Annotated in this window: 24 protein-coding genes; 13 read left to right on the top strand and 11 right to left on the bottom strand. The window is 72.4% G+C overall.

Translation table 11 applies throughout. From position 1 onward, the window contains the following. Positions 1 to 51: 51 nt before the first annotated feature. Genes hemC through ACFVDM_RS29390 form a run of 3 tightly spaced genes read right to left on the bottom strand, consistent with a single transcriptional unit; the run spans position 52 to position 1,797 of the window. Positions 52 to 984: a hydroxymethylbilane synthase gene (gene hemC / locus ACFVDM_RS29400; RefSeq protein WP_383646922.1), complete on the bottom strand. Its 933-nt coding sequence runs from the start codon at positions 982 to 984 to the stop codon at positions 52 to 54. A 55-nt stretch (positions 985 to 1,039) separates the two neighbouring features. Continuing rightward, positions 1,040 to 1,306: a helix-turn-helix domain-containing protein gene (locus ACFVDM_RS29395; protein ID WP_383646915.1), complete on the bottom strand. Its 267-nt coding sequence runs from the start codon at positions 1,304 to 1,306 to the stop codon at positions 1,040 to 1,042. Next, on the bottom strand, positions 1,306 to 1,797 hold the full coding sequence (locus ACFVDM_RS29390; RefSeq protein WP_383646909.1) for a DUF2975 domain-containing protein: 492 nt from the start codon (positions 1,795 to 1,797) through the stop codon (positions 1,306 to 1,308). The genes ACFVDM_RS29395 and ACFVDM_RS29390 overlap by 1 nt, the downstream gene beginning before the upstream one ends. Before the next feature lie 203 nt (positions 1,798 to 2,000). On the opposite strand from ACFVDM_RS29390, the gene ACFVDM_RS29385 reads away from it, so the two are divergent. Further along, entirely contained in the window at positions 2,001 to 4,163 is a 2,163-nt protein-coding gene (locus ACFVDM_RS29385; RefSeq protein WP_383646903.1) for an MMPL family transporter, read from the top strand. A 143-nt stretch (positions 4,164 to 4,306) separates the two neighbouring features. Beyond that, entirely contained in the window at positions 4,307 to 6,004 is a 1,698-nt protein-coding gene (locus ACFVDM_RS29380) for a tetratricopeptide repeat protein (RefSeq protein ID WP_383646894.1), read from the top strand. Positions 6,005 to 6,050: 46 nt separating this feature from the next. Here ACFVDM_RS29380 and ACFVDM_RS29375 read toward each other — a convergent pair whose 3' ends face one another. Continuing rightward, positions 6,051 to 7,118 carry a MarR family transcriptional regulator gene (locus tag ACFVDM_RS29375; RefSeq protein WP_383646887.1) on the bottom strand — a complete coding sequence of 356 codons (1,068 nt, stop codon included), beginning with the start codon at positions 7,116 to 7,118 and terminating at the stop codon, positions 6,051 to 6,053. Positions 7,119 to 7,961: 843 nt separating this feature from the next. Between ACFVDM_RS29375 and ACFVDM_RS29370 the strand changes: the two genes are divergently transcribed. Beyond that, positions 7,962 to 8,471 (top strand): DinB family protein, encoded by a 510-nt coding sequence (locus ACFVDM_RS29370; RefSeq protein WP_383647567.1) that lies wholly within the window; start codon positions 7,962 to 7,964, stop codon positions 8,469 to 8,471. Between the two features lie 47 nt (positions 8,472 to 8,518). Here ACFVDM_RS29370 and ACFVDM_RS29365 read toward each other — a convergent pair whose 3' ends face one another. The 3 genes from ACFVDM_RS29365 to ACFVDM_RS29355 all read right to left on the bottom strand — a co-directional run bounded on the left by ACFVDM_RS29365 (position 8,519) and on the right by ACFVDM_RS29355 (position 13,146). Next, entirely contained in the window at positions 8,519 to 9,124 is a 606-nt protein-coding gene (locus ACFVDM_RS29365) for a dihydrofolate reductase family protein (RefSeq protein WP_383646881.1), read from the bottom strand. A 45-nt stretch (positions 9,125 to 9,169) separates the two neighbouring features. After that, on the bottom strand, positions 9,170 to 9,742 hold the full coding sequence (locus ACFVDM_RS29360) for a dihydrofolate reductase family protein (protein ID WP_383646876.1): 573 nt from the start codon (positions 9,740 to 9,742) through the stop codon (positions 9,170 to 9,172). Between the two features lie 122 nt (positions 9,743 to 9,864). Further along, positions 9,865 to 13,146, bottom strand: a complete 3,282-nt coding sequence (locus ACFVDM_RS29355) for a S41 family peptidase (protein ID WP_383646869.1) — start codon at positions 13,144 to 13,146, stop codon at positions 9,865 to 9,867. Positions 13,147 to 13,417: 271 nt separating this feature from the next. Here ACFVDM_RS29355 and ACFVDM_RS29350 point away from each other — a divergent pair, with 271 nt between their 5' ends. Together ACFVDM_RS29350 and ACFVDM_RS29345 are read left to right on the top strand one after the other, a co-directional pair. Continuing rightward, complete coding sequence (locus tag ACFVDM_RS29350) at positions 13,418 to 13,990, top strand: TetR/AcrR family transcriptional regulator (protein WP_383646864.1); 573 nt, start codon at positions 13,418 to 13,420, stop codon at positions 13,988 to 13,990. 128 nt (positions 13,991 to 14,118) lie between these two features. Continuing rightward, entirely contained in the window at positions 14,119 to 16,350 is a 2,232-nt protein-coding gene (locus ACFVDM_RS29345) for an MMPL family transporter (protein WP_383646858.1), read from the top strand. Between the two features lie 235 nt (positions 16,351 to 16,585). Here the strand turns inward: ACFVDM_RS29345 and ACFVDM_RS29340 are convergent, their stop codons facing one another. After that, on the bottom strand, positions 16,586 to 16,957 hold the full coding sequence (locus ACFVDM_RS29340; protein WP_383646853.1) for an SsgA family sporulation/cell division regulator: 372 nt from the start codon (positions 16,955 to 16,957) through the stop codon (positions 16,586 to 16,588). 201 nt (positions 16,958 to 17,158) lie between these two features. Here ACFVDM_RS29340 and ACFVDM_RS29335 point away from each other — a divergent pair, with 201 nt between their 5' ends. From ACFVDM_RS29335 to ACFVDM_RS29305, 7 genes are all read left to right on the top strand, one after another. After that, positions 17,159 to 18,217: an energy-coupling factor ABC transporter permease gene (locus ACFVDM_RS29335; protein ID WP_383646849.1), complete on the top strand. Its 1,059-nt coding sequence runs from the start codon at positions 17,159 to 17,161 to the stop codon at positions 18,215 to 18,217. Between the two features lies 1 nt (position 18,218). Continuing rightward, positions 18,219 to 18,980: a cobalt ECF transporter T component CbiQ gene (gene cbiQ / locus ACFVDM_RS29330; protein WP_383646842.1), complete on the top strand. Its 762-nt coding sequence runs from the start codon at positions 18,219 to 18,221 to the stop codon at positions 18,978 to 18,980. Continuing rightward, complete coding sequence (locus tag ACFVDM_RS29325) at positions 18,977 to 19,750, top strand: energy-coupling factor ABC transporter ATP-binding protein (protein ID WP_383646835.1); 774 nt, start codon at positions 18,977 to 18,979, stop codon at positions 19,748 to 19,750. Before cbiQ ends, ACFVDM_RS29325 begins: the two co-directional genes overlap by 4 nt. Positions 19,751 to 19,881: 131 nt before the next feature. Then, a complete protein-coding gene (locus tag ACFVDM_RS29320) occupies positions 19,882 to 21,042 on the top strand; it encodes a serine hydrolase domain-containing protein (protein WP_383647562.1) in 1,161 nt (386 codons plus the stop codon). Further along, positions 21,039 to 21,833, top strand: a complete 795-nt coding sequence (locus ACFVDM_RS29315) for an SDR family NAD(P)-dependent oxidoreductase (RefSeq protein ID WP_383646829.1) — start codon at positions 21,039 to 21,041, stop codon at positions 21,831 to 21,833. Before ACFVDM_RS29320 ends, ACFVDM_RS29315 begins: the two co-directional genes overlap by 4 nt. Before the next feature lie 148 nt (positions 21,834 to 21,981). After that, positions 21,982 to 22,545 carry an RNA polymerase sigma factor gene (locus ACFVDM_RS29310; RefSeq protein WP_383646824.1) on the top strand — a complete coding sequence of 188 codons (564 nt, stop codon included), beginning with the start codon at positions 21,982 to 21,984 and terminating at the stop codon, positions 22,543 to 22,545. Next, positions 22,542 to 23,495 (top strand): hypothetical protein, encoded by a 954-nt coding sequence (locus ACFVDM_RS29305; RefSeq protein ID WP_383646818.1) that lies wholly within the window; start codon positions 22,542 to 22,544, stop codon positions 23,493 to 23,495. The genes ACFVDM_RS29310 and ACFVDM_RS29305 overlap by 4 nt, the downstream gene beginning before the upstream one ends. 114 nt (positions 23,496 to 23,609) lie before the next feature. Here the strand turns inward: ACFVDM_RS29305 and ACFVDM_RS29300 are convergent, their stop codons facing one another. After that, entirely contained in the window at positions 23,610 to 24,419 is an 810-nt protein-coding gene (locus ACFVDM_RS29300; protein ID WP_383646815.1) for a class I SAM-dependent methyltransferase, read from the bottom strand. 112 nt (positions 24,420 to 24,531) lie between these two features. On the opposite strand from ACFVDM_RS29300, the gene ACFVDM_RS29295 reads away from it, so the two are divergent. Further along, positions 24,532 to 25,065, top strand: a complete 534-nt coding sequence (locus tag ACFVDM_RS29295; RefSeq protein WP_383646811.1) for an NUDIX hydrolase — start codon at positions 24,532 to 24,534, stop codon at positions 25,063 to 25,065. A gap of 145 nt (positions 25,066 to 25,210) precedes the next feature. Here ACFVDM_RS29295 and ACFVDM_RS29290 read toward each other — a convergent pair whose 3' ends face one another. Further along, complete coding sequence (locus ACFVDM_RS29290) at positions 25,211 to 25,414, bottom strand: hypothetical protein (protein WP_383646806.1); 204 nt, start codon at positions 25,412 to 25,414, stop codon at positions 25,211 to 25,213. After that, complete coding sequence (locus ACFVDM_RS29285) at positions 25,411 to 25,662, bottom strand: hypothetical protein (RefSeq protein WP_383646801.1); 252 nt, start codon at positions 25,660 to 25,662, stop codon at positions 25,411 to 25,413. The genes ACFVDM_RS29290 and ACFVDM_RS29285 overlap by 4 nt, the downstream gene beginning before the upstream one ends. Positions 25,663 to 25,768 lie beyond the last annotated feature (106 nt).

Genomic DNA, 25,768 nt, shown 5'->3' with positions numbered 1-25,768 from the left:
TGGTGCGAACTGCGGGCGCCGCGCGGGGCGGCGGCCCGCAGATGGGGGACGTCAGTGCGCGATGCCGTCGATCAGATCGCGGGCGCCCTGGCGGAGCAGGGCCACGGCGACGGAGGTGCCGAGGGTGGCGGGGTCGAGGCGGCCGGCCCATTCGTGGGCGTTGAGGACCGTCTTGCCGTCGGGGGTGAAGACCTTGGCGCTGAGGGAGAGTTCGCCGTTGTGCCCGGCGCGTGCGTAACCCGCGATGGGGCTGTTGCAGTGGCCCTGGAGGACGTGGAGGAACATCCGCTCGGCGGTCGTGGCGCGGTGGGTGTCGGGGTGGCCCAGCGCGCTGACCAGGTCGATGAGGGCGGTGTCGCCCTCGCGGCACTGGAGGGCCAGGACGCCCGCGCCGATCGGCGGGCACATCACCTCCGTGGACAGCACCTCGGTGATCACGTCGGTGCGGCCGATCCGTTCCAGCCCGGCCAGGGCGAGGAGCAGCGCGTCGGCCTCGCCGGCCGCGAGCTTCTCCAGGCGGCGGTTGGCGTTGCCGCGCATCGGTACGCAGACGAGGTCCGGGTGTGAGGCGGCCAGCTGGGCGATCCGGCGTACGGAGGAGGTGCCGATCCGGGTGCCGGGCGGCAGCTCGTCCAGGGTGAGGCCGCCGGGGTGCACGAGGGCGTCCCGTACGTCGTCGCGCTCCAGGAACGCCGCGAAGGTGGTTCCGGCGGGCAGCGGGCGGTCGGCCGGGATGTCCTTCACGCAGTGCACGGCGAGATCCGCCTCGCCGGACAGCAGCGCCTGGTCGACCTCCTTGGTGAACGCGCCCTTGCCCTCGACCTGGGCCAGATCGCCCATCCACTTGTCGCCGGTCGTCTTCACGGGGACGACCTCGGTGGCGATCCCCGGGTGCAGGGCAGCCAGTTCAGCGCGTACACGCTCCACCTGGGCGAGTGCCATGGGCGAGTCACGGGAGACGATGCGGATCAGGTCGATGGCCATGCTGTGCATGATAGGCCGTCAGATGTGGGTCGTTGCCCGGTACGGACGGGGCGGTTCAGTCGGTGGCGGCGGTCAGTCGATCCCCGTCCGTGTGCCCGTCCGCATCGACATCTCCGTCCTCCGCCTCCCAGCGCAGCAGGTCGCCCGGCTGGCACCGCAGCACCTCGCAGAGCGCGGCGAGCGTCGTGAACCGTACGGCCTTGGCCCGGCCGTTCTTGAGGACCGCCAGGTTCGCGGGCGTGATGCCCACGCGCTCCGCCAGCTCGCCCACGGACATCTTGCGCCGCGCGAGCATCACGTCGATGTCGACGACGATCGGCATCAGATGACCTCGTCCAGCTCGGCCCGCATCCGGGTCGCCTCGGCCTCGCGGTCCACGGCCTGGGCCAGCAGCGACCGCAGCACGTACACGATGAGCGCGACGCCGAGGATCGCCAGGCCGATGCCGCCCATGATGAGCGTGACCCCCGGATCCTCCCGCTGACCCGGTGCGTTGATCCCCGTCACCGTGAACCAGACCAGCGCCGCCGCGACGACCGCTCCGATGATGCCGTCCACGTACCGGAACGCGGCGTCGGAGAACACCGTGCCGCGCCGCACCATCGTCACCAGCCGCCACACGCACACCAGGGCGACCTGGGCCGTCCCGATCCCGACGATCGTCACCACGCGCAGCGCGGTGAGCGGGAGCGACCCGTCCTCGGGGTCGTTGCCGCTGATCAGCATCCAGGCCATCAGGGCCTGGACGAGCACCGCGCCGGTGAGCACCACCGCGAGCACGGCGCGCAGGGTGCGTACCGCAAGGTCTCCCACGACCATCACCTCCATCGTTCTGCGATGGAAATCTATTGAATATCGATAGGTTCGGCAAGTGTGAGTGCGGTGTGTGGTGGGCGGCGCACGGTGAGCATGGGATACCCCCGGGGGTATTTGCCTTCGAGGGAGGGGAGGTCGTACCGTCGGATTCTGATACCCCCCAGGGTATCCATTCGCTCTGTACCAGGAAGGCCGATGCCATGACCGCCGTCTCATCCCTCCCGGCGGGACGCACCGCCGAGGCCGCACCACCGAGGCCCGGCCCGTTCGGGCGGCTCGGGGCGTGGTCGGCCTCGCACGCCCGGACCGTGTTCCTCGTGTGGGCCGTCGTCGTCATCGCACTCGGCGCCTTCGCTCCGAAGATCAACACCGCACTCTCCGGCGCCGGATGGCAGGCCGAGGGCTCGCAGTCGGTCGCCGCGCGGGACCTCGCGGAGAAGCACTTCGGCGGCAACGCCTCCTCGGCGCTGCAGATCGTGGTCAAGGCCGACCGCCCCGTCACCGATCCGGCCGTGGCCGAGGTGATCACCAAGGCCGGGGACCTGGCACGGGCCGACGACCGCGTCGGCGCGATCGTCGCCCCGCAGAAGGGCGCGACGATCAGCCCCGACGGCCGGACCGCGATCGTGCTGGCGGGCGCCGACGCCGACCCCAACACGATGGTGCGGGCCGCCGACGACCTCAAGGACCCGCTCGCCGCGCTCTCCGGGGACGGGATCGAGGTGAACGCCACCGGAGCGTCCGTGCTGTGGAGCGACTTCAACGCCGCCAACCACGACGCGATGATGAAGTCCGAGTTCATGTCCTGGCCGGTGACGCTGGTCATCCTGGTCCTGGCCTTCGGTTCGCTCGTCGCCGCCGGGCTGCCACTGCTGCTCACGATGGCCGGACTCGCCGCGTCCGCCGGTTCGCTCGTCCTGCTCACGCACCTGACGCCGATCTCGGTGTGGGCGATGAACTTCGCGATGATGTTCGCGCTCGCCCTCGGCATCGACTACGCGCTCTTCATGGTCATGCGCTTCCGCGCGGCCCGCTCCACCCGGCGCGAGAACGACGCGGTGGGCGCGGTCGCCGAGACGATGGACACGGCGGGCAAGGCCGTCGCGCTCTCCGGTGCGACCGTCCTCATCAGCCTCTCGGCCGTCATGCTCGTGCCCTCGCCGGCGTTCCGGTCGATGGCCGGCGGCATCATGCTCGCCGTCGCCTTCGTCCTCGCCGCCACCCTCACCCTGCTCCCGGCGGTCCTCGCGAAGCTCGGGCCCCGCATCGACGCGGTGTCGCTGCCCTGGGCCAAGAAGGCCGCGCCCGCCTCGCCGCGCTTCACGGCATGGGGCGAACGCCTGTGGCGCCACCCTCTCCGCTACGGCATCGGCGCGCTCGTCGTCCTCGTGGCGCTCGCCGCGCCGGTGATCGGGCTGCGGACCGCCATGCCGTCCATCAACGTGCTGCCCGAGGACGCCTCCGCGCGGGCCGGGTACGCCGCCGTGCAGGAGTCCTTCGGGCCCGGCGCCCCCGGCACGCTCCAGATCGTCGTCCCCGCCGACGCGGCCGGCGAGGCCGTACGCGTCACCGGAGCCACGGACGGCATCGCGCAGGTCATGCCCGCGCAGCCGGCGGCGGACGGCAGCGACTGGGCGATGATCCAGGCCGTCCCCGACGTCGACCCCTCCGACAAGGCGCTCTCCGGCACCGTGCACACCCTGCGCGCGGACCTGCCCGAGGGAAGCCTCGTGGGCGGCGCACCGGTCGAGAACCTCGACCTCCAGCACGTCCTCACCGAGAAGACGCCACTGGTCATCGGCGTCGTCATGGTGCTCGGCTTCCTGCTGCTGCTCTTCGCCCTGCAGGCACCCGTCATCGCCGCGCTCGGCACCCTCGCGAGCCTGCTCTCCACCGGAGCCGCCTTCGGCGTCGCGCGGCTCCTCTTCCAGGACGGCCACCTCGCGGGCCCGCTGGGCTTCACCTCGCAGGGCTTCCTGGACGGCTGGGCACCCGTGTTCTTCTTCGCGATGATCTTCGCCATCGCCATGGACTACACGGTCTTCCTGCTGGCCTCCGCCAAGGAGCACTACGAGCGCACCGGAGACCCCAAGCAGGCCATGGTCGGCGCCCTCGCCCATTCCGGCCGGGTCGTCTTCGCGGCCGGGGCCGTCATGGTCGCCGTCTTCTTCACCTTCGCGATCTCCGGACCGCTGCCGCCGAAGGAGATGGGCATCGTGCTCGGCGTCGCCGTCCTCCTCGACGCGGCACTCGTCCGCCTCGTCCTCCTCCCCGTCCTCCTGCGGCTCACCGGGCGGGCGGCCTGGTGGAGCCCGAAGTGGCTGCGGCGGGTGCTTCCGGCGGTGCGGTTCTCGCACGGCTGAGGGATACGGCCAGGGGATGCGAGCGGCGGCGCCGGTGCGGTGCCGCCGCTCGCGGTACGCCCGTCGGACACCGGGTGGGCGGGGCGCGTCCCCCAACCCCCTTGCATTGGCCCGGGGATGACACTTCCTGACACGATGCGGGCATGACCGAGGACATACGCACCCGGGGCGAGGCGCTGGTCGCCGCAGCCCTGGCGGGGGACGGCAAGACAGCGCGGCGGCACACGGACTACTTCGTGCTGGGCCATCGGGTGGACCAGGGGATTCCGTACTGGGAGCGGGCGGTGGAGGCGGGGGACGCGTTCTCGCACTACACGCTGGCGCGGTACCGGAAGATCCGGGGGGACCGGCGGGCCGGGGAGGCGCTGTACCGGGCGGCGGCGGAGCGGGACGCGGGGTGCGCGTACGGACTGGGCACGCTGCTGATGGAGGACCGGAACCCGGAGGCGGCCGAGTGGTTCCGGCTGGGGTGGGAGCGGTGGCGGCACCTCGGCTGCAAGATCGAGCTGGGGAAGCTGATGGCGGCCGAGGGGCGGCACGCCGAGGCGGCCGCGTTCCTGATGAAGGACGCCGATCTGGGGGACATCGCGGTCTTCCGCTGGTTCCAGCTCTTCGACTCGTTCCGCGAGACCTTCGAGCGCACGGCCGCCGCCCTCGACGCGGCGGAGGCCGACGGGGACGAGGACGCCGCCGAGGCGGCCGTGCGGATTCTCTTCGACCTGGACGAGCACTTCGCGGACTACCCGGGGCTGACCGCCGAGGCCGACGCGCTGTACGGGCGCGGTGCCGCGCTCAGTGCCCGCGCCGCGCTGTTCCACGCGATGTTCCTCGTCGAGACGGACGAGGACGCCTGGCCCCGCGCCCGCGCCATCCTGGCGGACGCCCATGAGCGCGGCGCCGAGCAGGCCGCCTCCACGCTCGGCATCAACCACGAGAAGCGCGGCGAACTGGCCGAGGCCGAACGCGCCCACCTTCTCGCCGTCGAGCGCGGCGAGGAGAAGCCCCGCTGGAACCTCGCCCTGCTCTGCAAGCGCCAGGGCCGCTACGACGACGCCGAACGCTGGTTCCGGGAGATCGGCGAGGACGACAAGGACGCCGCCCGCGAGCTCGACCGCATCGCCCGCTTCCGGTCCGGTGACCTCTCCGCCCCCGACGCCGACGACCTCGCCCGTCTGCCCGCCCTCCGCGAACGCGCCGAGGCGGGCGACCTGCGCGCCGGATACGAGTACGCCGCCGCCCTCAACGACTGGGACGGCTCCAACGCCGCCTATCTCCTCCGCTGGATGGAACCCGCCGCCGAGGCCGGCGACCAGGACGCCGCGTTCGCCGTCGCCGGGCTCTACGAAAAGCTCCGCCGCTTCTCCCTGCGCGACGCCTGGCGCCGCCGGGCCGCCGACGCGGGCCACCTCACCGCCTGTTCCCAGATGGGCTGGCTCTCCGACCACCACCACGACTACCAGGAGTCCGAGCGCTGGTTCGTCCGCGCCGCCGCCGCTGCCGACGAGGACGACGGCAGGGGCCTGTACGCCATGCTCGCCGGCAAGCTCATGGCCCAGCGCGGCGCCTACGCCGAGGCCGAGCCCTTCCTCCGTACCGCCTGGGAAGAGGGCGAGGACCTCGACTACGGCACCGAGACCGCCGCCTACTACGGCCTCACCCTCCACCGCCTCGGCCGCTCCGAGGAGGCCATCGACCTCCTGGAGTCCGCAGTCCTCTTCTGGGACGAGGAAGTCCGCCGCCGCTACGACACGGACGACCTGGACACCCTGGCCCGGATGATCGATCCGGAGGAGATCCTGGAGGAGGCGAGGAAGGCGGTGGAGGAGGGGGCGGACGGCTGACGTCTGCGGTGTCCGGGTTCCGGCCGGGCCCCTGGCCGCGAAGCCGTCAGCGCAGCCTCAGTTGCTCGCGCAGCCGGTCCACGTGGCCCTGGACGTCGCGATCGATGACGGGGGGCTCAGCGGCGGCCTCGTCCGTGGCCGGTGTCGCGGCCGGGCGGCGGCACGCGGCGCACAGGCCGTCGCAGAAGGCTTCGGGGCGGCCGGGGACGCGGCAGGCGGTGCACTCGGGCATGAGGAAGGGGCCCGGGGAGCTGTCGGGCGGTGCGGGGGCCGGGGCGGCCGGGCGGTGGGGCGGGAGCTTGGTGACGAGGCGCTTGCGGACGAAGCCGAGGGGGGAGTCGACGGCGGGCGGGAGTCCGGCGGTGACCGCGTGGATGAGGTCGTCGGCGTCCGCTCCGCGTGCGAACCAGGCGGCGGCCGGCGCCTCCAACGTCCGGCAGTCGTCCTCGGAGAGGCTGACGCGTCGGTCGGCGTGGCCCAGCCGGGCCAGGGCGAGGTAGGCGGGGGACGGGCCCTCGGCGGGCGGGCGCTGCTGGGGTACGAGCGGGGCGGCGATGGCGGTTTCCGGGCTCTCCGGCGCCGGGGCCGTCGTCTCGGCCGGGACCCACGGCGGGGGCGGGGCCGCCGGGGTGGCTGCGGGCGGTGCCGGGGGCGGCCCGGCCAGGCGGTGGCTCGCCTCGGCGGTCAGGAAGGTGTTCCACCACTCGTTGTCGCGGGCCGTCCGCGACCAGAACGTACGGGTGACCCAGCGGACGTTGTCGCCCTCCCCGACCGCGCACCGCGCCTGCCGCAGATGCCCGGCCACGCCCAGGGCCCGCAGCGCGCTGCCGACGGCCATCTGCCCGTACAGCGGCTGGCTCTTGGCGAGCGATTTGATCCCCATCGCCGCGCCTTCGGGGAGCCGGTCCACGTACGCCGCGATGTACCGCTCCCGCTCGGGCAGGAACGCGAAGTCATCGGCGTGGGGCGGGCGTTCGTCCGGCACGGACCGCTTGCCGTAGCCGGGGCTGGCCTTCGGGTGTTCGGTGCCTACGTCCTGTGGGGCCGGAACCGAACGCGGCTGGGGCGGGACGGCGGGCGGCGGCGGGGCGGAGCTAAGGTTCTGGATAGCCACGAGATCGGTCCTTGCTTGCGATCTTGGGGTGAGACCCCGGCCGGTGCATCAACACCGCGTCGGGGTCGTTACGTTGGGGGCACCGTAAGCAGCCGTGACGTTGCGCCGCAACTCGGTCACAAGTAGTCATACTTGCTCGCCGTTACGGGGTGGGAGGTGGGGAGGTTTCTCCCACCTTCTTTTATTTACCTACCGGTTGTCAGACACGGCTCGAATCCCGGAGCCCGGATCTCGGAGCTCGGGTCCCGGGCTCCGAGACTCGGGCAGAGCGGCCGATCGGGTACCCACGAACGAGTGAACGGGTCTTCGAGTCTCGGGGCTCGGAGCCCGGAGCCCGGAGCCCGACGCTCGGGTCTTGGGGATCGGGTCTCGGGTCTCGGAACCTGGGAATGATGGAGCGGCCGACCACCGGCCGACCGTGGCCGAGACCATCATCCGTATCCCGGCACCCAGGGTGTCGCAGATCAGGCGGGCGTGCGATGCCGCGTAACGCGCAGCCTCAGCAGAACTTCGGGGGCGACGGTGCTCTGGTGGCAGACGAGTTCAGCGCGGAGAGGGGGCTCGTCAAGGGCCTCTCCGACTCCTTCGAGACCTTGTGGGAGCGTGGCGTCCCGCACAGCGAGTTCCGCGTCCGATGCGCGCACGCGCCGAAGCGGGCGGCTCGCGAACGACGTGGCGCCGATCGGCCAGGTGTTGTCGTACCCCCGGTGTAGCGTCCAGGCCGGAGTCAGGTCGTGTTCTGTGGGTGACGGAGGCGCGCGGATGACACGTACACGTACGACAGGCGAGGCCGTGGTGGGCGACGTCCCGGCTCAGCAAGAGCTCGGCGCGGGGCGCCGTTCGGTGAACGGCGAACTCGACGCGCTCAAGGATGCTTTGGACGGCCAGCGCGCGCACGTTCTCGGGATCCTCGAAGGGCTCTCGGAGGAGGATCTGCGGCGGCCGGTGCTGCCCAGTGGCTGGAGCTGCCTGGAGTTGCTGCGCCACCTCACTGTGGATGTCGAACGTTTCTGGTTCCCCGGGGTGATCGCGGGCGAACCGGATGTGGCCGGCCAGCTCGCGGCGGGCGCGGAGGCGCACTGGTCCGTCCCCGAAGGGATGAGCACCGAGGAGGTCTTCGCCGACTACCGGGCAGCCGTCGCACGCGCGGACGTCGTGCTCGCCGCCGCCGGCCCGGAACAGGAGCCCGCCGCGTGGCCCGTGGACATCTGGCCGACCTGGCGGCTGCCCGACGTGCGCCGGGTGCTCATCCATGTGCTCACCGAGGTCGCCTGCCACAGCGGTCACTTGGACGCGGCACGCGAACTGCTCGACGGGACCACCTGGCTGGGCGGCAACCCCTACGCCGGATAGTCCTCCGGCCCGCCGCCCCTGATGCGTGAACGCGCGTTCCTACGGCCCTAGAAGCTGTCGTACGCAGGCCGTCCCGCAGGCCGGTACACCCCCAGGACCGTGCCGCCCTTCGTCGCCGTGACCGTGACCGGTTGCAGGGCCGTCGGGATCGCGCCGTCCGCGAAGAGGCGCTTGCCGGTGCCGAGGATCACCGGGTGGATGGTGAGGCGGTATTCGTCCACCAGGTTCTCGCGCATCAGGGTCTGGGCCAGGTCGCCGCTGCCGACGACGTTGATGTTGCGGCCCTCGGTCTCCTTGAGGCGGCGTACCGCGTCGGCGGTGTCACCGTCCAGGAGGGTGGAGTTCTGCCAGTCGACGGACGTGAGGGTGCGGGACGCCACGTATTTGTGCATGGAGTTCATGCGCTCCGTGAACGGGTTGTCCGGGTCGGCGGTCGGCCAGTACGACGCGAAGATGTCGTACGTCTTGCGGCCGAGGAGCATCGCGTCGGCGTCCTCGTACCAGCCGGCGATCGCCTCGCCGACGCCCTCGTCGAACGTGGGCTTCTGCCAGCCGCCGTGCGGGAAGCCGCTCTCGGGGTCCTCGTCGGGGCCGCCGGGGGCCTGCATGACGCCGTCGAGGGTCAGGAACGTGGTGACGATGATCTTGCGCATGGTGTGTGCTCCTCTCGTCGTGGGCGGACCCCGAGGCAGCCGGCCTCAGCGGACCACGTCGAAGACGTTCTTCTGGATGCCGTTGGGGAACGCCTCGTGCTCCACGAGCTTCAGGTGCCGGGTGTCCTGGTCGGCCGCGCTGAACAGGCGCTTGCCCGCGCCGAGGAGCAGCGGGAAGACGAGGAGGTGGTAGCGGTCGATCAGACCGGCGTCGGAGAGCGCGTGGTTGAGGGTGGCGCTCCCGTGGACGATGACCGGGCCGCCGTCGGTCTCCTTCAGCGCGGCCACCTCGTCCAGGGACCGGAGGATGTGGGTCTCGCCCCACGTGTCCACGAGGCCGTCCTCGGTGAGCGTCGTGGACACGACGTACTTGGGCATCGCCTTGTAGCCGGCGAACTCCTCCATGCCCGGCCACACGGGGCTGAACGCTTCGTAGCTGGTCCGCCCCATCATGAGCGCCCCGGCCTCCTCCTGTTCCCGGCCCTTGATCTCGTACGCCTCGGGGAGGAAGTCGACGTCCTTGAAGGTCCAGCCGGAGTTCCGGTAGCCGGGCTCGCCGCCCGGGGCCTCCATGACACCGTCGAGGGAGACGAAAGCGGTGCTGATGAGTGTGCGCATGGTGTCCTCGGGATAGGTGCGGCGGGCTTTACACGGGTTCAGACCGCGCGGCGGGGGAAAAGTCATCGGTCCGGCGTTCCGGGCCGGTTCCCCGGACGGCGGACCACCACTGTCCCGGAGCCCTACCTCGGCGGCAACGGCGGCCTCCTCCGGTCCGGGGCCGTGTCGTACGACGGCGGGGTGGCCGGGGGGTGGGCGGCGAGGAGGTCGAGGGCGAGGCGGACGGCGTCGTCGAGGACGGCGTGGCGGCCCTCGGCCCAGTCGAGGGGGGTGCGGAGGGCTTCGAGGTCGGGTTCGACGCCGTGGTTCTCGACGGACCAGCCGTACGTGTCGAACCAGGCCGCGTTCATGGGGACGGTGATCACCGTGCCGTCGACGAGGCGGTGGCGGCCGGTCATGCCGACGACGCCGCCCCAGGTGCGCTGGCCGACGACCGGGCCGAGTTTGAGGAGGCGGAAGGCGGCGGTGATCATGTCGCCGTCGGAGGAGGTGGCCTCGTCGGCGAGGGCGACGACGGGGCCCCGGGGGGCGTTGGAGGCGTAGCTGACGGGCTGGGCGTTGCGGGTGAGGTCCCAGCCGAGGATGGTGCGGGTGAGCTTCTCGACGACGAGTTCGCTGATGTGGCCGCCCGCGTTGCCGCGTACGTCGACGATGAGGGCGGGGCGGGAGACCTCCAGGCGCAGATCGCGGTTGAACTGGGCCCAGCCGGAGCCGCCCATGTCCGGGATGTGGAGGTAGCCGCAGCGGCCGCCGCTGAGATCGCGGACGACGGCGCGGCGTTTGGCCACCCAGTCCTGGTAGCGCAGGGGGCGTTCGTCGACGAGGGGGACGACGGCGACGCGGCGGGAGCGGCCCTGGCCCTCGGCGGGGGTGAAGGTGAGTTCGACCGTGGTGCCGCCCGCAGCGGAGAGCAGCGGGTAGGGGCCGGAGACCGGGTCGACCGGGCGGCCGTCGACATGGGTGAGGACGGCGCCCTCCCGGATGCCCGTACCGGCCAGCGGGGAGCGGGCCTTGGAGTCCGAGGAGTCGCCGGGCAGGATGCGGCGCAGCGTCCAGGCGCCGTCCCGGCAGGTGAAGTCGGCGCCCAGCAGGCCGATCGCGCGCTGGTAGTGCGGGGGGCCCTCGTTGCGGCGGGCGGGCGCGACGTACGCGTGGGAGGTGCCCAGCTCGCCCAGGACCTCGCGCAGCAGATCCGCGAACTCGTCGGGGGTCGCGACCCGTTCGACCAGCGGGCGGTACTGGTCCAGCACCGCCGGCCAGTCGATGCCGCACATGTCCGGCTCCCAGAAGTACGAGCGGATCAGCCGCCCCGCCTCCCCGTACGCCTGCCGCCACTCCGCCGCCGGGTCCGCCTCGTGCAGGATGCGGCGCAGGTCGAGATAGACGGTGGAGTCGTTGTCGCCGGGCTCGTTCGCCGGGACCGCGCGCAGTTCGCCGTCGTCCATGACGACGAGCCGCGAGGAGTCGCCGCTGACCTCGAACCAGTCGAGGTGGTCGACGAGTTCGGTCCGTTTGGCCTTGGCGATGTTGAAGTGCTCCAGCGTCGGGCGCCCCGACATGTCCGCCGGGTTGGCGAAGGTCTCGCCCAGCGCGCCGGAGATCGGCCAGCGCAGCCAGACCAGCCCGCCGCCGCTGACCGGGCAGAGCGCCGAGTACTTGGACGCCGAGACGGGGAACGGGGTGACCCGGCTCTCCAGCCCCTCGAACTCCACCGTGACCGTCGAGCCCTCCGCCGCCTCCGCCTCGTCGGAGTCCAGCGGGTCGAGACCGCCCGCCGCCGGGCGCCCGTCGGGGGAGAGGGCGAACGGGGACGGGGTCGCCGAGGAGAGCGGGACCAGATAGGGGCGGCAGCCGAGCGGGAAGGAGAGGTCGCCGGTGTGCACGTCGTAGACCGGGTCGAAGCCGCGCCAGGACAGGAACGCGAGATAGCGGCCGTCGCCGGTGAAGACCGGGTTCTCGTCCTCGAAGCGGCCGTTGGTGACGTCGACGATGATCGGGGCGCCGGTGCCCTGGATCCGGGCCAGTTTGATCTGGCGCAGCGAGCGGCCGACGCCCGGGTGCGACCAGGTCAGCCAGTCGCCGTCCGGGGAGAACGCCAGATCGCGGACCGGGCCGTTGATGGAGCGGATCAGCTCGGTGGGCTCCCCGGTGGACGTCTCCTCGTCGGTGTCCAGGAGCAGGATCCGCCCGTCGTGCGAGGCGATGGCCAGCCGTTCGCCGTCCGGGTCGGAGATCAGCTCCAGGACCCGGCCCAGCCGGCCGGACGCCAGCCGGCGCGGGGTGCGGTCGCCGCTGACGCGCGGCAGGTACGCGATCTCGATCGCGTCCTCGCCCTCCGCGTCGGTGACGTACGCGACCTGGCCGCCGCTGCCGAGCATCTCCGGCAGCCGCACCCGGACCCCCGGGGTGTCCGCGATGGTGCGGGCCGGGCCGTCGCGGTGGGTGAGCCAGTACAGGCTGCCGCGCACCGAGACCGCGCTGGCGCGGCCCGTCTCGTCCACGGAGAGCCCGTCGACGTTGCTCGCGGCCGGGACCTGGTAGACGCGCCGCCCGGCGCGCGGGCCGCCGAGCCGGACCGACAGCTTCCGGGGCACGGCGCCCGGGGTCTCCAGGTCGTCGACCAGCCACAGCTCGCCCGCGCACTGGTAGACGACCCGCCGGCCGTCGCTGGAGGCGTGCCGGGCGTAGAACGCGTCGTGGTCCGTGTGGCGGCGCAGGCCGCTCCCGTCGGGCCGGCACGAGTAGAGGTTGCCGACGCCCTCGTGGTCGGAGAGGAAGGCGATCCGGTCCCCGACGAACATGGGGGAGTCCAGATGCCCGTCGAGGTCCGGCAGCAGCCGTTCGCCGTGCAGCCAGAGCCGGCCCGTGGCGCCGCCCCGGTAGCGCTTCCAGGCGGCCGGTTCGTGCGGCGGTGTGCCGGTGAGCAGCAGGGTGCGGCGCTCGCCGTCGATGTCGCCGACCGCGATGTCGGAGACCGGGCCCCAGGGCAGCCGGCCGCCGGGGCTGCCGTCGGTGGGGACGCCGTAGGCCCAGGAGAAGTACGAGAACGGCTGCCGGTGCGAGGAGACGGCGAGGATCTGCGCCGCGTCCCCGTCGGGGGTCCAGCCGCAGACCCGGGCGTCCGTCGACCCCCAGTAGGTGAGCCGGCGGGACGGGCCGCCCGCCACCGGCGCCACATGGATCTCCGGGTCGAGGCTGCGCCAGGTCGTGTACGCGATGCGGGTTCCGTCGGGGGAGAACCGGGGGTGGCCGATCCGGGTGCGGTCGACGGTCACGCGCCAGGCGCGTCCGGGCACCTCGCCCTCGGGGACGAGGGGGGCGACCCACAGATCGTCCTCCGCGGCGAAGCAGAGCAGATCCTCGTGAAGGTGCGGGAACCGGAGATACGAGACGTCGTCACTCACCCCACCCATGCTTTCGGTGCGCGGGGGGCGCGGCAACTCAGGGGACAGGAGAACGTTCGGACGGTCCGCCCCCAGCCCGTCCGCCCGTCCGCCCGGCCGGTCCGCGTGGCCCGTCTTTACGGCCCGCTGACAGCTGTGGTGCGGCCCACAAGCGAAACTGTTCCGTTTCGCTGGGGAGAGGGAGTAGCGTGCAGGTGTACGAAACAGTTTCGTTCGATGATCGCTCGATACACCGGACGGAACGGCCCCGAGGAGAACAGGAGGTCGACACATGGCACGCACACGGCTCACGCCCGAGCGTGAGAGCGAGCTGTACGCCGCCGTGCTCGACCTGCTCCGCGAGGTGGGCTACGACGCCCTCACCATGGACGCCGTCGCCGCGCGTACGCATTCCAGCAAGGCCACCCTCTACCGCCAGTGGGGGAGCAAGCCGGCGCTCGTCGTCACGGCCCTGCGGCACAACAAGCCCGTCTCCCTCGGCGATGTCGACACCGGCTCGCTGCGCGGTGACTTCCATGCCGTCCTCAGCCGCAGTGACGACTGTCAGATGGAGAAGGACGCCGCGCTGATGCGGGGTCTGAGCCATGCCGTCCACGACAATCCCGACCTCCTCCAGGCGCTTCGCGAACTGCTGGTCGAACCGGAGATGACCGGTCTCGACATGCTGCTGCGCCGCGCCGTGGACCGGGGAGAGGTGAGCCCGGACAATCCGGCGCTCGGATACGTACCGCACATGCTGATCGGCGCCTTCGCCACCAGACAGCTGGTGGAGGACCGCCCCGTCGACCAGGCCTTCCTTCTCGACTACGTCGACTCCGTGATCCTCCCCGCTCTCGGAGCCTGACCACACCGGTCCCCGCGTCCTCTCACGTACGGCCCCCTCCCCAAGCCCCACCTGACACGCCGCTCTCGTCGTCGGGCTGGTTCCACACGCCCATTTCCTCTCAACGACCTGACCGGGAGTACGCCTCCGTGGCCACATTCCTCTACAAACTCGGACGGCTCGCCTTCCGGCGCCGCCGCTATGTCGCCCTGATCTGGGTGGCACTGCTGGCCCTCGCCGGATTCGGCGCGGCCTCCGCGTCCACCGCCACCTCCAGCTCCTTCTCCATTCCCGGTACGGAGGCCCAGAAGGCCTTCGACCTGCTGGAACAGCGCTTCCCCGCCGCCAGCGCCGACGGCGCGACCGCGCGCATCGTCTTCAAGGCCCCCGAGGGCGAGAAGATGACGGACCCGGCCAACAAGACCGAGGTCAACAAGATCACCTCCGAGCTGAAGTCGGGCTCGGACCAGATCGCCTCGGTCGTCGACCCGTACGCCGGAAAGGCCGTCTCCAAGGACGGCTCGACCGCGTACATCTCGGTGACCTACAAGGTCAACTCCATGGAGCTGACCGACGCGACCCGGGACGCCCTGGAGGACGCGGGCACCCACGCGCAGAAGAGCGGCATGACCGTGGAGATCGGCGGTGACGCGCTCCAGGTGATGCCGGAGACCGGCGCCACCGAGATCATCGGCGTCGCCATCGCCGCCGTCGTCCTGGTCGTCACCTTCGGCTCGCTGATCGCCGCCGGACTCCCGCTGCTCACCGCCCTGATCGGCGTCGGCATCGGCGTCTCCACGATCACCGCGCTGGCCAACGTGCTGGACCTGGGCAACACGACCTCCACCCTCGCGATGATGATCGGCCTCGCGGTCGGCATCGACTACGCGCTCTTCATCGTCTCCCGCTACCGTGCCGAACTGGCCGAGGGCCGGGAGCGCGAGGAAGCGGCCGGACGCGCGGTCGGCACGGCCGGTTCCGCAGTCGTCTTCGCCGGGCTCACCGTCGTCATCGCCCTGGTCGGCCTGGCCGTCGTCAACATCCCGATGCTCTCCAAGATGGGCTTCGCCGCCGCCGGCACCGTCGCCATCGCCGTCCTGATCGCGCTCACCCTCGTCCCGGCCATGCTGGGCTTCGCGGGCAAGCGGGTCATGGGCCGCAAGGCGCGCAAGGCCGCCGAGGCGGAGAACGCCCCCGAGGCCAAGCCGAACATGGGCACCCGCTGGGCGCGGTTCGTGCTGCGCAAGCCGGTCTGGGTGCTGCTCGTCGGCGTCCTCGGCCTCGGCGCGATCGCCGTCCCGGCCGCCTCGCTGGAGATGGGCCTGCCCGACGACGGCTCCCAGCCCACCAGCACCACCCAGCGCCGCGCCTACGACCTGCTCTCCGAGGGCTTCGGCCCCGGCTTCAACGGGCCGCTGCTCGTCGTCGTCGACACCGAGAACAGCTCCGACGGCAAGGCCGCGGCCCAGCGGGTCGGGGACGAGATCTCCGGCATGAAGGGCGTCGTCGCCGTCACCCCGGCCACCTTCAACAAGGCCGGCGACGCGGCGATGATCACCGTCGTCCCGAAGGACCGCCCCAGCTCCGTCGAGACGGAGAACGTGGTCCACTCGATCCGCGACGCGGGCAAGGACATCAAGTCCAGCACCGGCGCCGAGGTGCTGGTCACCGGCTCCACCGCGATGAACATCGACTTCTCGCAGAAGATGAACGACGCGCTGCTGCCGTACCTGGCGCTCGTGGTCGGCCTCGCCTTCCTGCTGCTGATGGTGGTCTTCCGGTCGGTGCTCGTGCCTCTGAAGGCGGCGCTCGGCTTCCTGCTCTCGGTCGTCGCGGCCCTGGGCGCGGTCGTCGCGGTCTTCCAGTGGGGCTGGCTCGGCTCGCTCTTCGGGGTCGAGCAGACCGGTCCGATCATGTCGATGATGCCGATCTTCATGGTGGGCGTGGTCTTCGGCCTCGCGATGGACTACGAGGTCTTCCTCGTGACCCGGATGCGCGAGGCGTACGTCCACGGCGAGAAGCCCGGCCAGGCCATCGTCACCGGCTTCAAGCACGGGGCCAGGGTCGTCACGGCCGCGGCCGTGATCATGATGGCGGTCTTCGCCGGCTTCATCGGCTCCAGCGAGCAGATGATCAAGATGATCGGCTTCTCGCTCGCCATCGCCGTCTTCTTCGACGCGTTCGTCGTCCGCATGGCGATCGTGCCCGCCGTCCTGGCGCTGCTCGGCAAGCGTGCCTGGTGGCTGCCGCGCTGGCTGGACCGGGCGCTGCCCAACGTGGACGTCGAGGGCGAGGGTCTCCGCAAGGAGCTGGCCACCGAGCCGGCCGCGGACGGTCCGGGCCCCGACGCCGGGGACGAGCGCGAGCTGACCCGGGTCTGACCGGGTCCGGTCCTGCCGGACCGGCCCGACCGGCTCCTGTCCGACCGGCTCCCGGACATCGTGACGGGGGCCACCGAACTCCGGGACCGCGTCTGAGCGGAACGCGGTCCCGGAAAGCACCGGTTACCTGTGGGGACGGGGGACCGGGGCGACGAGAGCCCCCGTGCATCTGGGCACGGGGGCTCTCACCATGTTCGTCGCCCTCCGGGGGCCGGAGGGTGGTGTGCGGCGGGGCTCAGGCCGGCGCGGCCTCCTGCTCCGCCGTCCGTTCCGCCTCGGCCGCCGCCGTGCGGGCCCGCCGCAGGAAGCGGATCAGGGGCGCGGTGTCGAACTGGACGACGTCCACGCCCTCCGGCGTATCGCGTTCGACGACGAGCTGGACGCGGCCGCACGGCCAGACGCGAAGACCGTCGCGCTCGGCGGGGGAGCGCAGCCCCTGCTCCAGCAGCTCGCGTCCGACCGGCCAGACGGAACCTTCGGGGAAGGCGATCAGGATCGTGCCGGGGTCGGCCGCGGCGTCGTGGCGCAGCTCGACATGGACCACGGGCAGATCGCGGGCATCGGTGACGAGCCGGGCTCGGGCATGTTCTTTGATCACGGGGGACATGGGCCGGCTCCTCCTGTGTGCACCTGTATTTTCTGTGTCTTCGACCTCCAATGTCCCATATTTTCGTAAAAGAGCACGATGAGGGGTGCCGGGCAGTTGTGACAACCCCGCTCTTGCGACCTCTTTGCAACAAGGGCCTATCATTGAGAGGTTCATGACCCCGCGCAGCTATGCGGTCACGCAGAAGCGGAGCCTCCCCCCATGCATGTACCCGACGGATTCATCAACGCGCCCGTCTCCGCCGTCACCGGGGTGGTGGCCGCCGGGGCGGTGGCCGTCAGCCTGAAGGGCGCGCGCCGGGAACTGGACGAGCGCACCGCGCCGCTCGCGGGGCTCGTCGCCGCGTTCATCTTCGCCGTGCAGATGCTGAACTTCCCGGTCGCCGCCGGCACCAGCGGACATCTGCTGGGCGGGGCACTGGCCGCGATACTCGTCGGGCCCTACACCGGGGTCCTCTGCATATCCGTCGTCCTGTTGATGCAGGGCATCCTCTTCGCCGACGGCGGGCTCACCGCGCTCGGCGTGAACATCCTCGACATGGGCGTCGTCACCACCGTCGTCGCGTACGCCCTCTTCCGCGGGCTGCTCGGCGTGCTGCCGCGCACCCGCCGCTCCGCGACCGTCGCCTCCTTCGTCGCCGCCCTGGTCTCCGTCCCGGCCGCCGCCGCCGCGTTCACGCTGATCTACTGGATCGGCGGCACCACCGACATCCCGATCGGCAAGGTCTTCACCGCGATGGTCGGGGTCCACGTCCTGATCGGCATCGGCGAGGCCCTGATCACCGCGCTGACCGTCGGCGCCGTCATCGCCGTCCGCCCCGACCTGGTCCACGGCGCCCGCGGCCTCACCGCCCCCCTCAAGCTCCGGATCGACGGCGAACTCGTCGACGCGCCCGCGCCCGCCCGCGAGCCCGCCCCCGCCGCCCACCGCCCGACCCGCGGGCTCTGGATCACCGGACTGGTCACCGCCCTCGTCCTGGCCGGATTCGTCTCCTTCTACGCCTCCGCCAACCCCGACGGACTGGAGAAGGTCGCCGGCGACCAGGGCATCGACGAGAAGGTCAAGGACCACGCCACCAAGGACTCCCCGCTCGCCGACTACGGCGTCAAGGACGTCTCCAACACCCGCCTCTCCGGCGGCCTCGCCGGGATCATCGGCGTCGGCGCCACCCTCGTCGCGGGCAGCGGCGCCTTCTACGTGGTCTCCCGCCGACGCCGTGCGCAGGGCGAGGCCGACACCCGTACCGAAGAGAAGGTCTGACATGGGCGCGGGCCACGCCCACAAGCTCTACCGGCACGGGCACTCACCGGTCCACGACCTGCCGCCGCACTGCAAGATCGCCGCGGTGTTCTGCTTCGTCGTGGTCGTCGTCTCCACCCCGCGCGAGGCGGTCTGGGCCTTCGGGCTCTACGCCCTGCTGATCGCGGGCGCCGCCGCCGCGGCCCGCGTCCCCGCCGGCTTCCTCCTCAAGCGGCTGCTGATCGAGGTGCCGTTCGTCGCCTTCGCGCTGCTCATGCCGTTCGTCGTGCCCGGCGAGCAGACCCAGGTGCTCGGCCTCTCCGTCAGCGTCCCCGGCCTCTGGGGCGCCTGGAACGTGCTGGCCAAGGGCACCCTCGGCGTCGCCGCCTCCGTGCTCCTGGCCTCCACCACCGAACTGCGCGCCCTGCTGCTCGGCCTCCAGCGCCTGAAACTGCCCCCGCTGCTCGTCCAGATCGCCTCCTTCATGATCCGCTACGGCGACGTCATCACCGACGAGATGCGCCGGATGTCCATCGCCCGCCGCTCGCGCGGCTTCGAGGCGCGCGGCGTCCGGCAGTGGGGCGTCCTCGCCAAGTCGGCGGGCGCCCTGTTCATCCGCTCCTACGAACGCGGCGAACGCGTCCACCTCGCCATGGTCAGCCGGGGCTACACCGGCACCATGCCCGTCATCGACGAGGTGACCGCCTCGCGCGCCCAGTGGGCGTACGCCTCGGCCCTCCCGGTGCTCGCCCTCGCGGTCTGTCTGGTGGGATGGACCGTATGAGCCCCGACCCCGCCCCCGTACCGCCCTCCCTGGAGGTCAGCGGCCTCGCGTACGCCTACCCCGACGGCCACCAGGCGCTCTTCGGCGTCGACCTGACCGTCGCGCGCGGCGAGCGCGTCGCCCTGCTCGGCCCGAACGGGGCCGGCAAGACCACCCTCGTCCTCCACCTCAACGGCATCCTGGAGGCGGGCGCCGGAACGGTCCGCGTCGCCGGAATGCCGGTGGACAAGCGGAACATGGCCGAGATCCGCCGCCGCGTCGGGATCGTCTTCCAGGACCCCGACGACCAGCTCTTCATGCCGACCGTCCGGGAGGACGTCGCCTTCGGACCGGCCTCCGGCGGGCTGCGCGGCGCGGAGCTGGAGGAACGCGTCATGGAGGCGCTGAAGCAGGTCGGCATGGAGGAGTACGCCGGCCGGCCCCCGCACCACCTCTCCTTCGGTCAGCGCCGCCGCGTCGCCGTCGCCACGGTCCTCGCCATGCGCCCCGAGATCCTGGTCCTGGACGAGCCCTCCTCCAACCTGGACCCGGCCTCCCGCCGCGAACTCGCCGACATCCTGCGCGGCCTGGACGTCACGGTGCTCATGGTCACCCACGACCTGCCGTACGCCCTCGAACTCTGCGCCCGCTCCGTCATCCTCAGCGACGGAGTCATCGCCGCCGACGACCGCACCCAGGACCTCCTCTGCGACGAGGACCTGATGCGCGCCCACCGGCTGGAGCTGCCCTTCGGCTTCGATCCGCGCTCGGTGACGGTGCCTTCGGCGTGAGAACCGCCTGCGGGCGGGCCGCGGACGGGCCCACGGTCCGCAACCGGGTGCCCGAGGGGTGACCCGCCCCACCCGCGACCTGCGACGCCGTGCACCATGGGGGCATGAGCGGCGGCAGCGCGGGAGCAGGCGTGGACGTACGGGGCACGGTGGCGCCCGGATTCGAAGCGGTCCGGGACGCCTTCGTCCGCAACTTCGAGGAACGCGGCGACCGCGGGGCGGCGGTCACCGTCTACCGGCACGGGTACAAGGTCGTCGACCTGTGGGCCGGGACCCGCGACGTCGACGGCACCGAACCCTGGGCCGTCGACACCGTGCAGATCGTCCGCTCGGCCGGCAAGGGCATCGCCGCCGCCGTCCCGCTGCTGCTGCACCAGCGCGGCCAGATCGACCTGCACGCCCCGGTCTCCACCTACTGGCCCGAGTTCAAGGCGAACGGCAAGGAACGCGTCCTCGTCCGCCACCTCCTCGCCCACCGGGCCGGAGTCCCCGCCCTCGACCGCCCGCTCACCCCGGCGGAGGCGGCCGACGGCAGCAGCGGGCCCCGCGCGGTCGCCGCCCAGCGCCCCCAGTGGGAGCCCGGCACCGACCACGGCTACCACGCCCAGACCTACAGCTGGCTCATCGGCGAACTGGTGCGCCGCGTCACCGGGCGCACCGTCGGCCGCTGGGTCGCCGAGGAGATCGCCCGCCCGCTCGGCCTGGACTTCTGGTTCGGCATCCCGGCGGACGAGGCCCACCGCATCGGCCGGATCGGCCCCGTGGAGGCGCCCCAGGGCGACGCCGGAGGCGGGCTGCGGATGCGCCCCAAGCGCGCGGTGTCCGACGCCTACCGCGACCCGGAGTCGCTGACCCGGCGGGCGTTCGGCGCCATCGACCCGCTCCCCGACGAGAACGACCCCGGCTACCGGGCCGCCGAACTCCCCGCCTCCAACGGCATCGCCACCGCCCGCGGCCTGGCCCGCTGCTACGCCGCGATGATCGGCCCCGTCGACGGCCACCGGCTGTTCGCCCCCGCCACCCTCACCCTCGCCCGCACCGAGGAATCCGCGGGTCCGGACCGTGTCCTCGTCGTCAACACCCGTTACGGGCTGGGCTACATGCTCCACGGACCGGCCGCCCCCCTGCTGGCCCCCGGCTCCTTCGGCCACCCCGGCCGGGGCGGCTCCCTCGGCTTCGCCGACCCCGAATCCGGCATCGCCTTCGGCTACGTGACGAACGGTCTGCAGAAGGGAGTCACCGCCGACCCCCGTGCCCAGGCCCTGGTGCGGGCAGTACGGTCGGCGCTATGACTTCTCCCGTACGGCCCCGACTCGACGGATACGGCGTCCTCATCACCGGAGCGGGCCGGGGCATCGGCGCCGCCACCGCCCGCCGGCTCGCCGACGAGGGCGCCCGCGTCCTCGTCACCGACCTGGACGGGGAACGGGCCGAGGACACGGCCGCGGAGATCCGGGAGGACGGCGGCCAGGCCGCGGCCCTGGACTGCGACGTGGCCGACCGCGAGGCCGTCGAGACGGCCGTCGCCCACGCCGTCTCCCTCTTCGGCCGCCTCGACGTCCTCGTCAACAACGCCTGCGCCTGCACCGAGGACGCCCCGCTCTTCGAGGACGAACCCGACGCGAGCTGGGCCCGCGACCTCGACATCACCCTCACCGGCGCCTACCGCTGCGCCCGCGCCGCCCTGCCGCACCTCGCCGCGTCCGGCCGGGGCGCCATCGTCTCCATCGGCTCCGTCAACGGCCTCCAGGACTTCGGCAACCACGCCTACAGCGCCGCCAAGGCCGGCCTCGAAAGCCTCACCCGCACCCTCGCCGGCCACGCGGGACCGCGCGGCGTCCGCGTCAACCTCGTCGCCCCCGGCACCGTCCGCACCGACGCCTGGTCCGGCCGAGGCGACGCCCTCGACCGCGTCCGCTCCCTCTACCCCCTCGGCCGCGTCGGCGAACCCGAGGACATCGCCGCCGCCGTCGCCTTCCTCGCCTCCCCGGACGCCGCCTGGATCACCGGCACCACCCTCCGCGTGGACGGCGGCCTCACCGCCGTCAACAACGGTTTCCGGCAGGCGCTGGCCATGGAGTAGGCCGTGGCCGGAAGGCCCTGCCGGTCGTACGGCGAGACCTTCCGGCGGTCACGCGCCGCCGAGCGACACCCCCCCGCGAACGCCTGGGCCGGATCCGCGCAAGTACGGGGTGAGACCGCCACCCGGGCGGGATCGGACAGGAGACCTCATGGATCCGGACGAGGACCTGCTGACGCGGGCGGCCCGCGAGCCCGACGCCTTCGAACCGCTGGTCGACCGGCACAGTACGGCCCTGCACGGCTACCTCGTGCGCCGGGCACCGGCCGCCGCCGACGACCTGCTCTCCGAGGTGTGGCTCCAGGCGTACGCCCACCGGAGCACCTTCGACGCCGGACGCGGATCGGCCAGGGGCTGGCTGTTCGGCGTCGCCAGGAACGTCCTGGCCCGCCACCGGCAGGCCGCCGCACGGGCGGCGGACCGGCCGCAGCCGCCCGCCGACGCCGCGCCGGGCGACCCCTGGCACGCCGTCGACGCACGCCTGGACGCCGCCGCCGTCGCCCCCGACCTGCGCGCCGGACTCGCCGGACTTCCGGAGGCGGAAAGGGAGTTGCTGCTCCTCGTCGCCTGGGAGGAACTGACCCCGGCCGAGGCCGCGGCGGCCGTCGGCATCCCCGCGGGCACCGCGCGCTCCCGACTGCACCGGGCCCGCGCCCGGCTCCGCGACGGACTCTCCGCCACCACCCGTACGACCCTGACGGGAGACCCCGCATGACGCACACCGACCAGCGCACCGACGTCCTCGACTTCCCCGGTGCCGAAGCACTGCGCCGGGCCGGCCGCACCACCCCGCCCGACGACGCGGTCCGGGAGCGGGCCCGCTCCCTCGTGCGCGCCGCCATCGCCGCCGACACCGCGGCCCGGCCCGCCGTCCCGGCGGCCCCGGCCGCCGCCGTCCGGCCACGCCGGGCGCACCCCGGCCGCCGCCGGGTGCTGGTCGGGGCCGCCGCCGTCGCGGTGCTGGCCGCCGGAGCGGCCCTCCTGCCCGTGACCGACATCGGCGGCGAACCGGCCGCCACCGCCTCGGCGGCCGAGGTGTTCACCGCCATGGCCGACCGCGCGGCCTCCGGGGACGCGATCGACGCCCCGTACTGGCACACCACCGTCCGGACCTGGGTGGAGGGCGAGCGGGCCCGGACCGACGACGTGTACCTGAGCCGGAGCACGGTCGTCATCAAGACGCACAACGGCCGGACCGTCACCAAGTCCAACCCGTCCGGCACCAGTTGGGCCGTCGGCGACCGGCAGGTCGGCTGGAAGGGCCTCGACACCCTGCCCACCGCCCCGGACGCGCTGCGCCGCGCCCTGTCGGCGGGTGCCCGGGGGAGCGCCGCCGACGAGCAGACCGTACGCCAGGCCGGAACCCTGCTCACCGACGCGCCCGCCCCGCCCCGGCTGCGCGCCGCGCTCTACCGGGTCATGGCCGGCACACCCGGCGCCAAGGTCACCGAAGGGGTGAAGGACGCCGCCGGACGGACCGGCACCCGGATCAGCTGGACCTGGTCCGGCACCCTCCCGCTGAGCGTCCAGCACGATCCGGGCTGGATCGTGCGCCCCTCCGACGGTCTGCTCCTGGAGACGGACTACAGCCCGGTCGACGACCCCGGGCACATCACCAACACGCACACCTATCTGCGCGTGGGCCCGGCGGACAGCATCGGCTGACGGACGGCCCCGACTGGTTGACGGTCCTGGCTCGGTACGGGCCCGCGCGGAACAGGGGGCCGCGCGGGCCCGTACCGCCCACAACCGCCGTAGCCCGCTCTGCGGCAGCAGGTGTCAACGGCAGACGAGCAGGCCGCCAAGACACCTGATGCGGAAGGCACCTTCTGCCCGAATGGTCTGGTCGACCCGTTCCCGCGCGCGCTCGATCGTCTCCCGGAACGGGACGCCCATTCGGTCCGCCCAGGCCTCGTAGGAAGCCAAGTGCGCGACGACCGGGTCGGCGTCGGTCACCTCGATCACCCCGGGCAGGGGGATCGTACGGATCTCACCGAAGACCTCACCGAGGACCGCCGGCGCATCCTCCAGGGTGAAGCGGGAGGACAACTGCACGCGTGCTGGCCCCTCCGCGACGCCCAGCACATCGCCGGCGGCCCGGCGCCAGAGGTTCTCCAACTCTCGTTTGTCGGTCCGGCTGTTCGTGGAGACGATCGCGATGCCGCCGGGGGCCAGCACACGGCCCAGCTCCCGCACGGCCTGGGCCTGGTCCTCGACGTGGTACAGCATGTGCAGCGCGAGAACCGCGCCGAGGACTCCGTCCGCGACGGGCAACTGCTGGATGTCCGCGACGACCGCTCCCGGGACGGCACCGAGAATGCCGCGCGAGACATCCGCAGGCAGCACGTTCAGGTCGGTACGGTCCTCCCGCAGCCGGGCGACGAACTCTCCGTTCCCGCAGCCCACGTCCGTCACCGAGCCGTGTACGCCGGCCAGTTCGCTGACGACCATGCCCGGAAGATCGTGGCGCGGAGTCTGCCACTGGTACAGGGACCGGCGCGCGGCCAGGTGCCGGCCCGTGCCGTACGCCTTGGTGGCGAGGAGGCTGCGGTCGGTGACCGATTGATCGTGCGCGGGCTGGGCGGTCATCGGGGCTCCGTGGAATGCAGGGCTCTCTCATCGATATCCTCGCCATTCTGGCGGCAAGCACGGGCACGTGTAGCTCTGCGATGCTGGAGGCTGACCGAGAGGAGCCGCAGCGATGCAGTGGAAGATCCACGGGGAACGTCCGATCTACGAGAACAGCTGGGTGAACCTGTGGCTCACTGACGTCGAGACGCCGGACGGGAACCGCTGGGAACACCACGTCGTCAAGCTCCGGCACCTGGCCGTGGCCGCCGTGGTCAACGAGCGGCGCGAGGTGCTGATGATGTGGCGGCACCGCTTCATCACGGACGCCTGGGCGTGGGAGCTGCCCATGGGCCTGGTCGAAGAGGGCGAGACACCGGCTGAGGCAGCGGCCCGTGAAGTGCTGGAGGAGACCGGCTGGCGTCCCGCAGCGGTCAAGCCGCTCATCTACGCCGAGCCGGCCAACGGCATCACCGACTCCCAGCACCACATCTTCCGCGCCGACGGGGCGACGTACGAGGGACCGCCGACCGAGAAGAACGAGTCGGACCGCATCGAGTGGATCCCGCTGGCCGACGTACGGGGCATGATCGACCGCCGCGAGATCGTCAGCAGCGGCTCCCTGGTCGGGCTCCTCTACGTCCTCATGGACGAGGCGATCCGCTGACCCGGCGGGCCAGCACGTCCCGGAGCCGGGACTCGAAGCCCGACGGTCGGTCCCGGCCGAGGGGCCGACCCGGCGCCGCAGGCCCGTACCGTCCACCGCATCGCACGGGCCTCCCGGAGACAGCCGGGGAGGCCCGTGCGCCGCATTACGCCTCGTCCGCCCCGTGCGCGGTCTCCGCGTGCCGCCGCCGGAGCACCCGGAAGTCCGTCTCCCGGCTCCCGTCGCCCGCACGCTGCGCGGCCTCCTCGGCGGCGGTGAACGCCTCGCACGTCCCGCACCCACCCGACGACGGGACGGCGTCGGCGTCCGCCCCGGCGCCCTCGCGCGCCTCCCGCCCGTCGCCTTTCATGCGACCTCACCCCGACTCCGCGCGTTCTCCCGCGCGTTCCGCGCCCACAGCCGCTCCCGGGACGTCGCCTCCCGCGTGTGCTCGGGCAGCACCTCCCACTCGGCGCCGCCCCGGGCCGGCCGGAGCATCCAGTAAGGGCCGGCGACCCCTCGGAACTCCCCGATCCGGGGCAGATGCGCCCGGGTCACATCGACGACGAGGGCCCCGGGGGCGGGGGTGAATTCGGACGGTTGTACCTGTGTAGACACTGCCGTACCTCTCCGTAGTCGTTCCACTACCAAGGCGGCTCAGCGTGTCCTAGAGTCACATGGTCTTCAACTTGCACGATTCGCACGAAGAGTTGGGCGGTGTGCC

The sequence above is a fragment of the Streptomyces sp. NPDC057682 genome, assembly GCF_042799575.1.
GTDB lineage: Bacteria > Actinomycetota > Actinomycetes > Streptomycetales > Streptomycetaceae > Streptomyces.
Note: the sequence above shows the minus strand (reverse complement) of the source record. Positions and strands in the feature narration are given on the sequence as shown.

Bases quoted from the DNA above. Each gene is read 5' to 3' on its own strand.
- ACFVDM_RS29395 (WP_383646915.1), bottom strand. From the start codon at position 1,306: ATGCCGATCGTCGTCGACATCGACGTGATGCTCGCGCGGCGCAAGATG.
- ACFVDM_RS29365 (WP_383646881.1), bottom strand. From the start codon at position 9,124: ATGCGCAAGATCATCGTCACCACGTTCCTGACCCTCGACGGCGTCATG.
- ACFVDM_RS29325 (WP_383646835.1), top strand. From the start codon at position 18,977: ATGAGCCCCGACCCCGCCCCCGTACCGCCCTCCCTGGAGGTCAGCGGC.
- ACFVDM_RS29310 (WP_383646824.1), top strand. From the start codon at position 21,982: ATGGATCCGGACGAGGACCTGCTGACGCGGGCGGCCCGCGAGCCCGAC.
- hemC (WP_383646922.1), bottom strand. From the start codon at position 984: ATGGCCATCGACCTGATCCGCATCGTCTCCCGTGACTCGCCCATGGCA.
- ACFVDM_RS29350 (WP_383646864.1), top strand. From the start codon at position 13,418: ATGGCACGCACACGGCTCACGCCCGAGCGTGAGAGCGAGCTGTACGCC.
- ACFVDM_RS29315 (WP_383646829.1), top strand. From the start codon at position 21,039: ATGACTTCTCCCGTACGGCCCCGACTCGACGGATACGGCGTCCTCATC.
- ACFVDM_RS29335 (WP_383646849.1), top strand. From the start codon at position 17,159: ATGCATGTACCCGACGGATTCATCAACGCGCCCGTCTCCGCCGTCACC.
- ACFVDM_RS29290 (WP_383646806.1), bottom strand. From the start codon at position 25,414: ATGAAAGGCGACGGGCGGGAGGCGCGCGAGGGCGCCGGGGCGGACGCC.
- ACFVDM_RS29385 (WP_383646903.1), top strand. From the start codon at position 2,001: ATGACCGCCGTCTCATCCCTCCCGGCGGGACGCACCGCCGAGGCCGCA.
- cbiQ (WP_383646842.1), top strand. From the start codon at position 18,219: ATGGGCGCGGGCCACGCCCACAAGCTCTACCGGCACGGGCACTCACCG.
- ACFVDM_RS29295 (WP_383646811.1), top strand. From the start codon at position 24,532: ATGCAGTGGAAGATCCACGGGGAACGTCCGATCTACGAGAACAGCTGG.
- ACFVDM_RS29380 (WP_383646894.1), top strand. From the start codon at position 4,307: ATGACCGAGGACATACGCACCCGGGGCGAGGCGCTGGTCGCCGCAGCC.
- ACFVDM_RS29360 (WP_383646876.1), bottom strand. From the start codon at position 9,742: ATGCGCACACTCATCAGCACCGCTTTCGTCTCCCTCGACGGTGTCATG.
- ACFVDM_RS29300 (WP_383646815.1), bottom strand. From the start codon at position 24,419: ATGACCGCCCAGCCCGCGCACGATCAATCGGTCACCGACCGCAGCCTC.
- ACFVDM_RS29305 (WP_383646818.1), top strand. From the start codon at position 22,542: ATGACGCACACCGACCAGCGCACCGACGTCCTCGACTTCCCCGGTGCC.
- ACFVDM_RS29340 (WP_383646853.1), bottom strand. From the start codon at position 16,957: ATGTCCCCCGTGATCAAAGAACATGCCCGAGCCCGGCTCGTCACCGAT.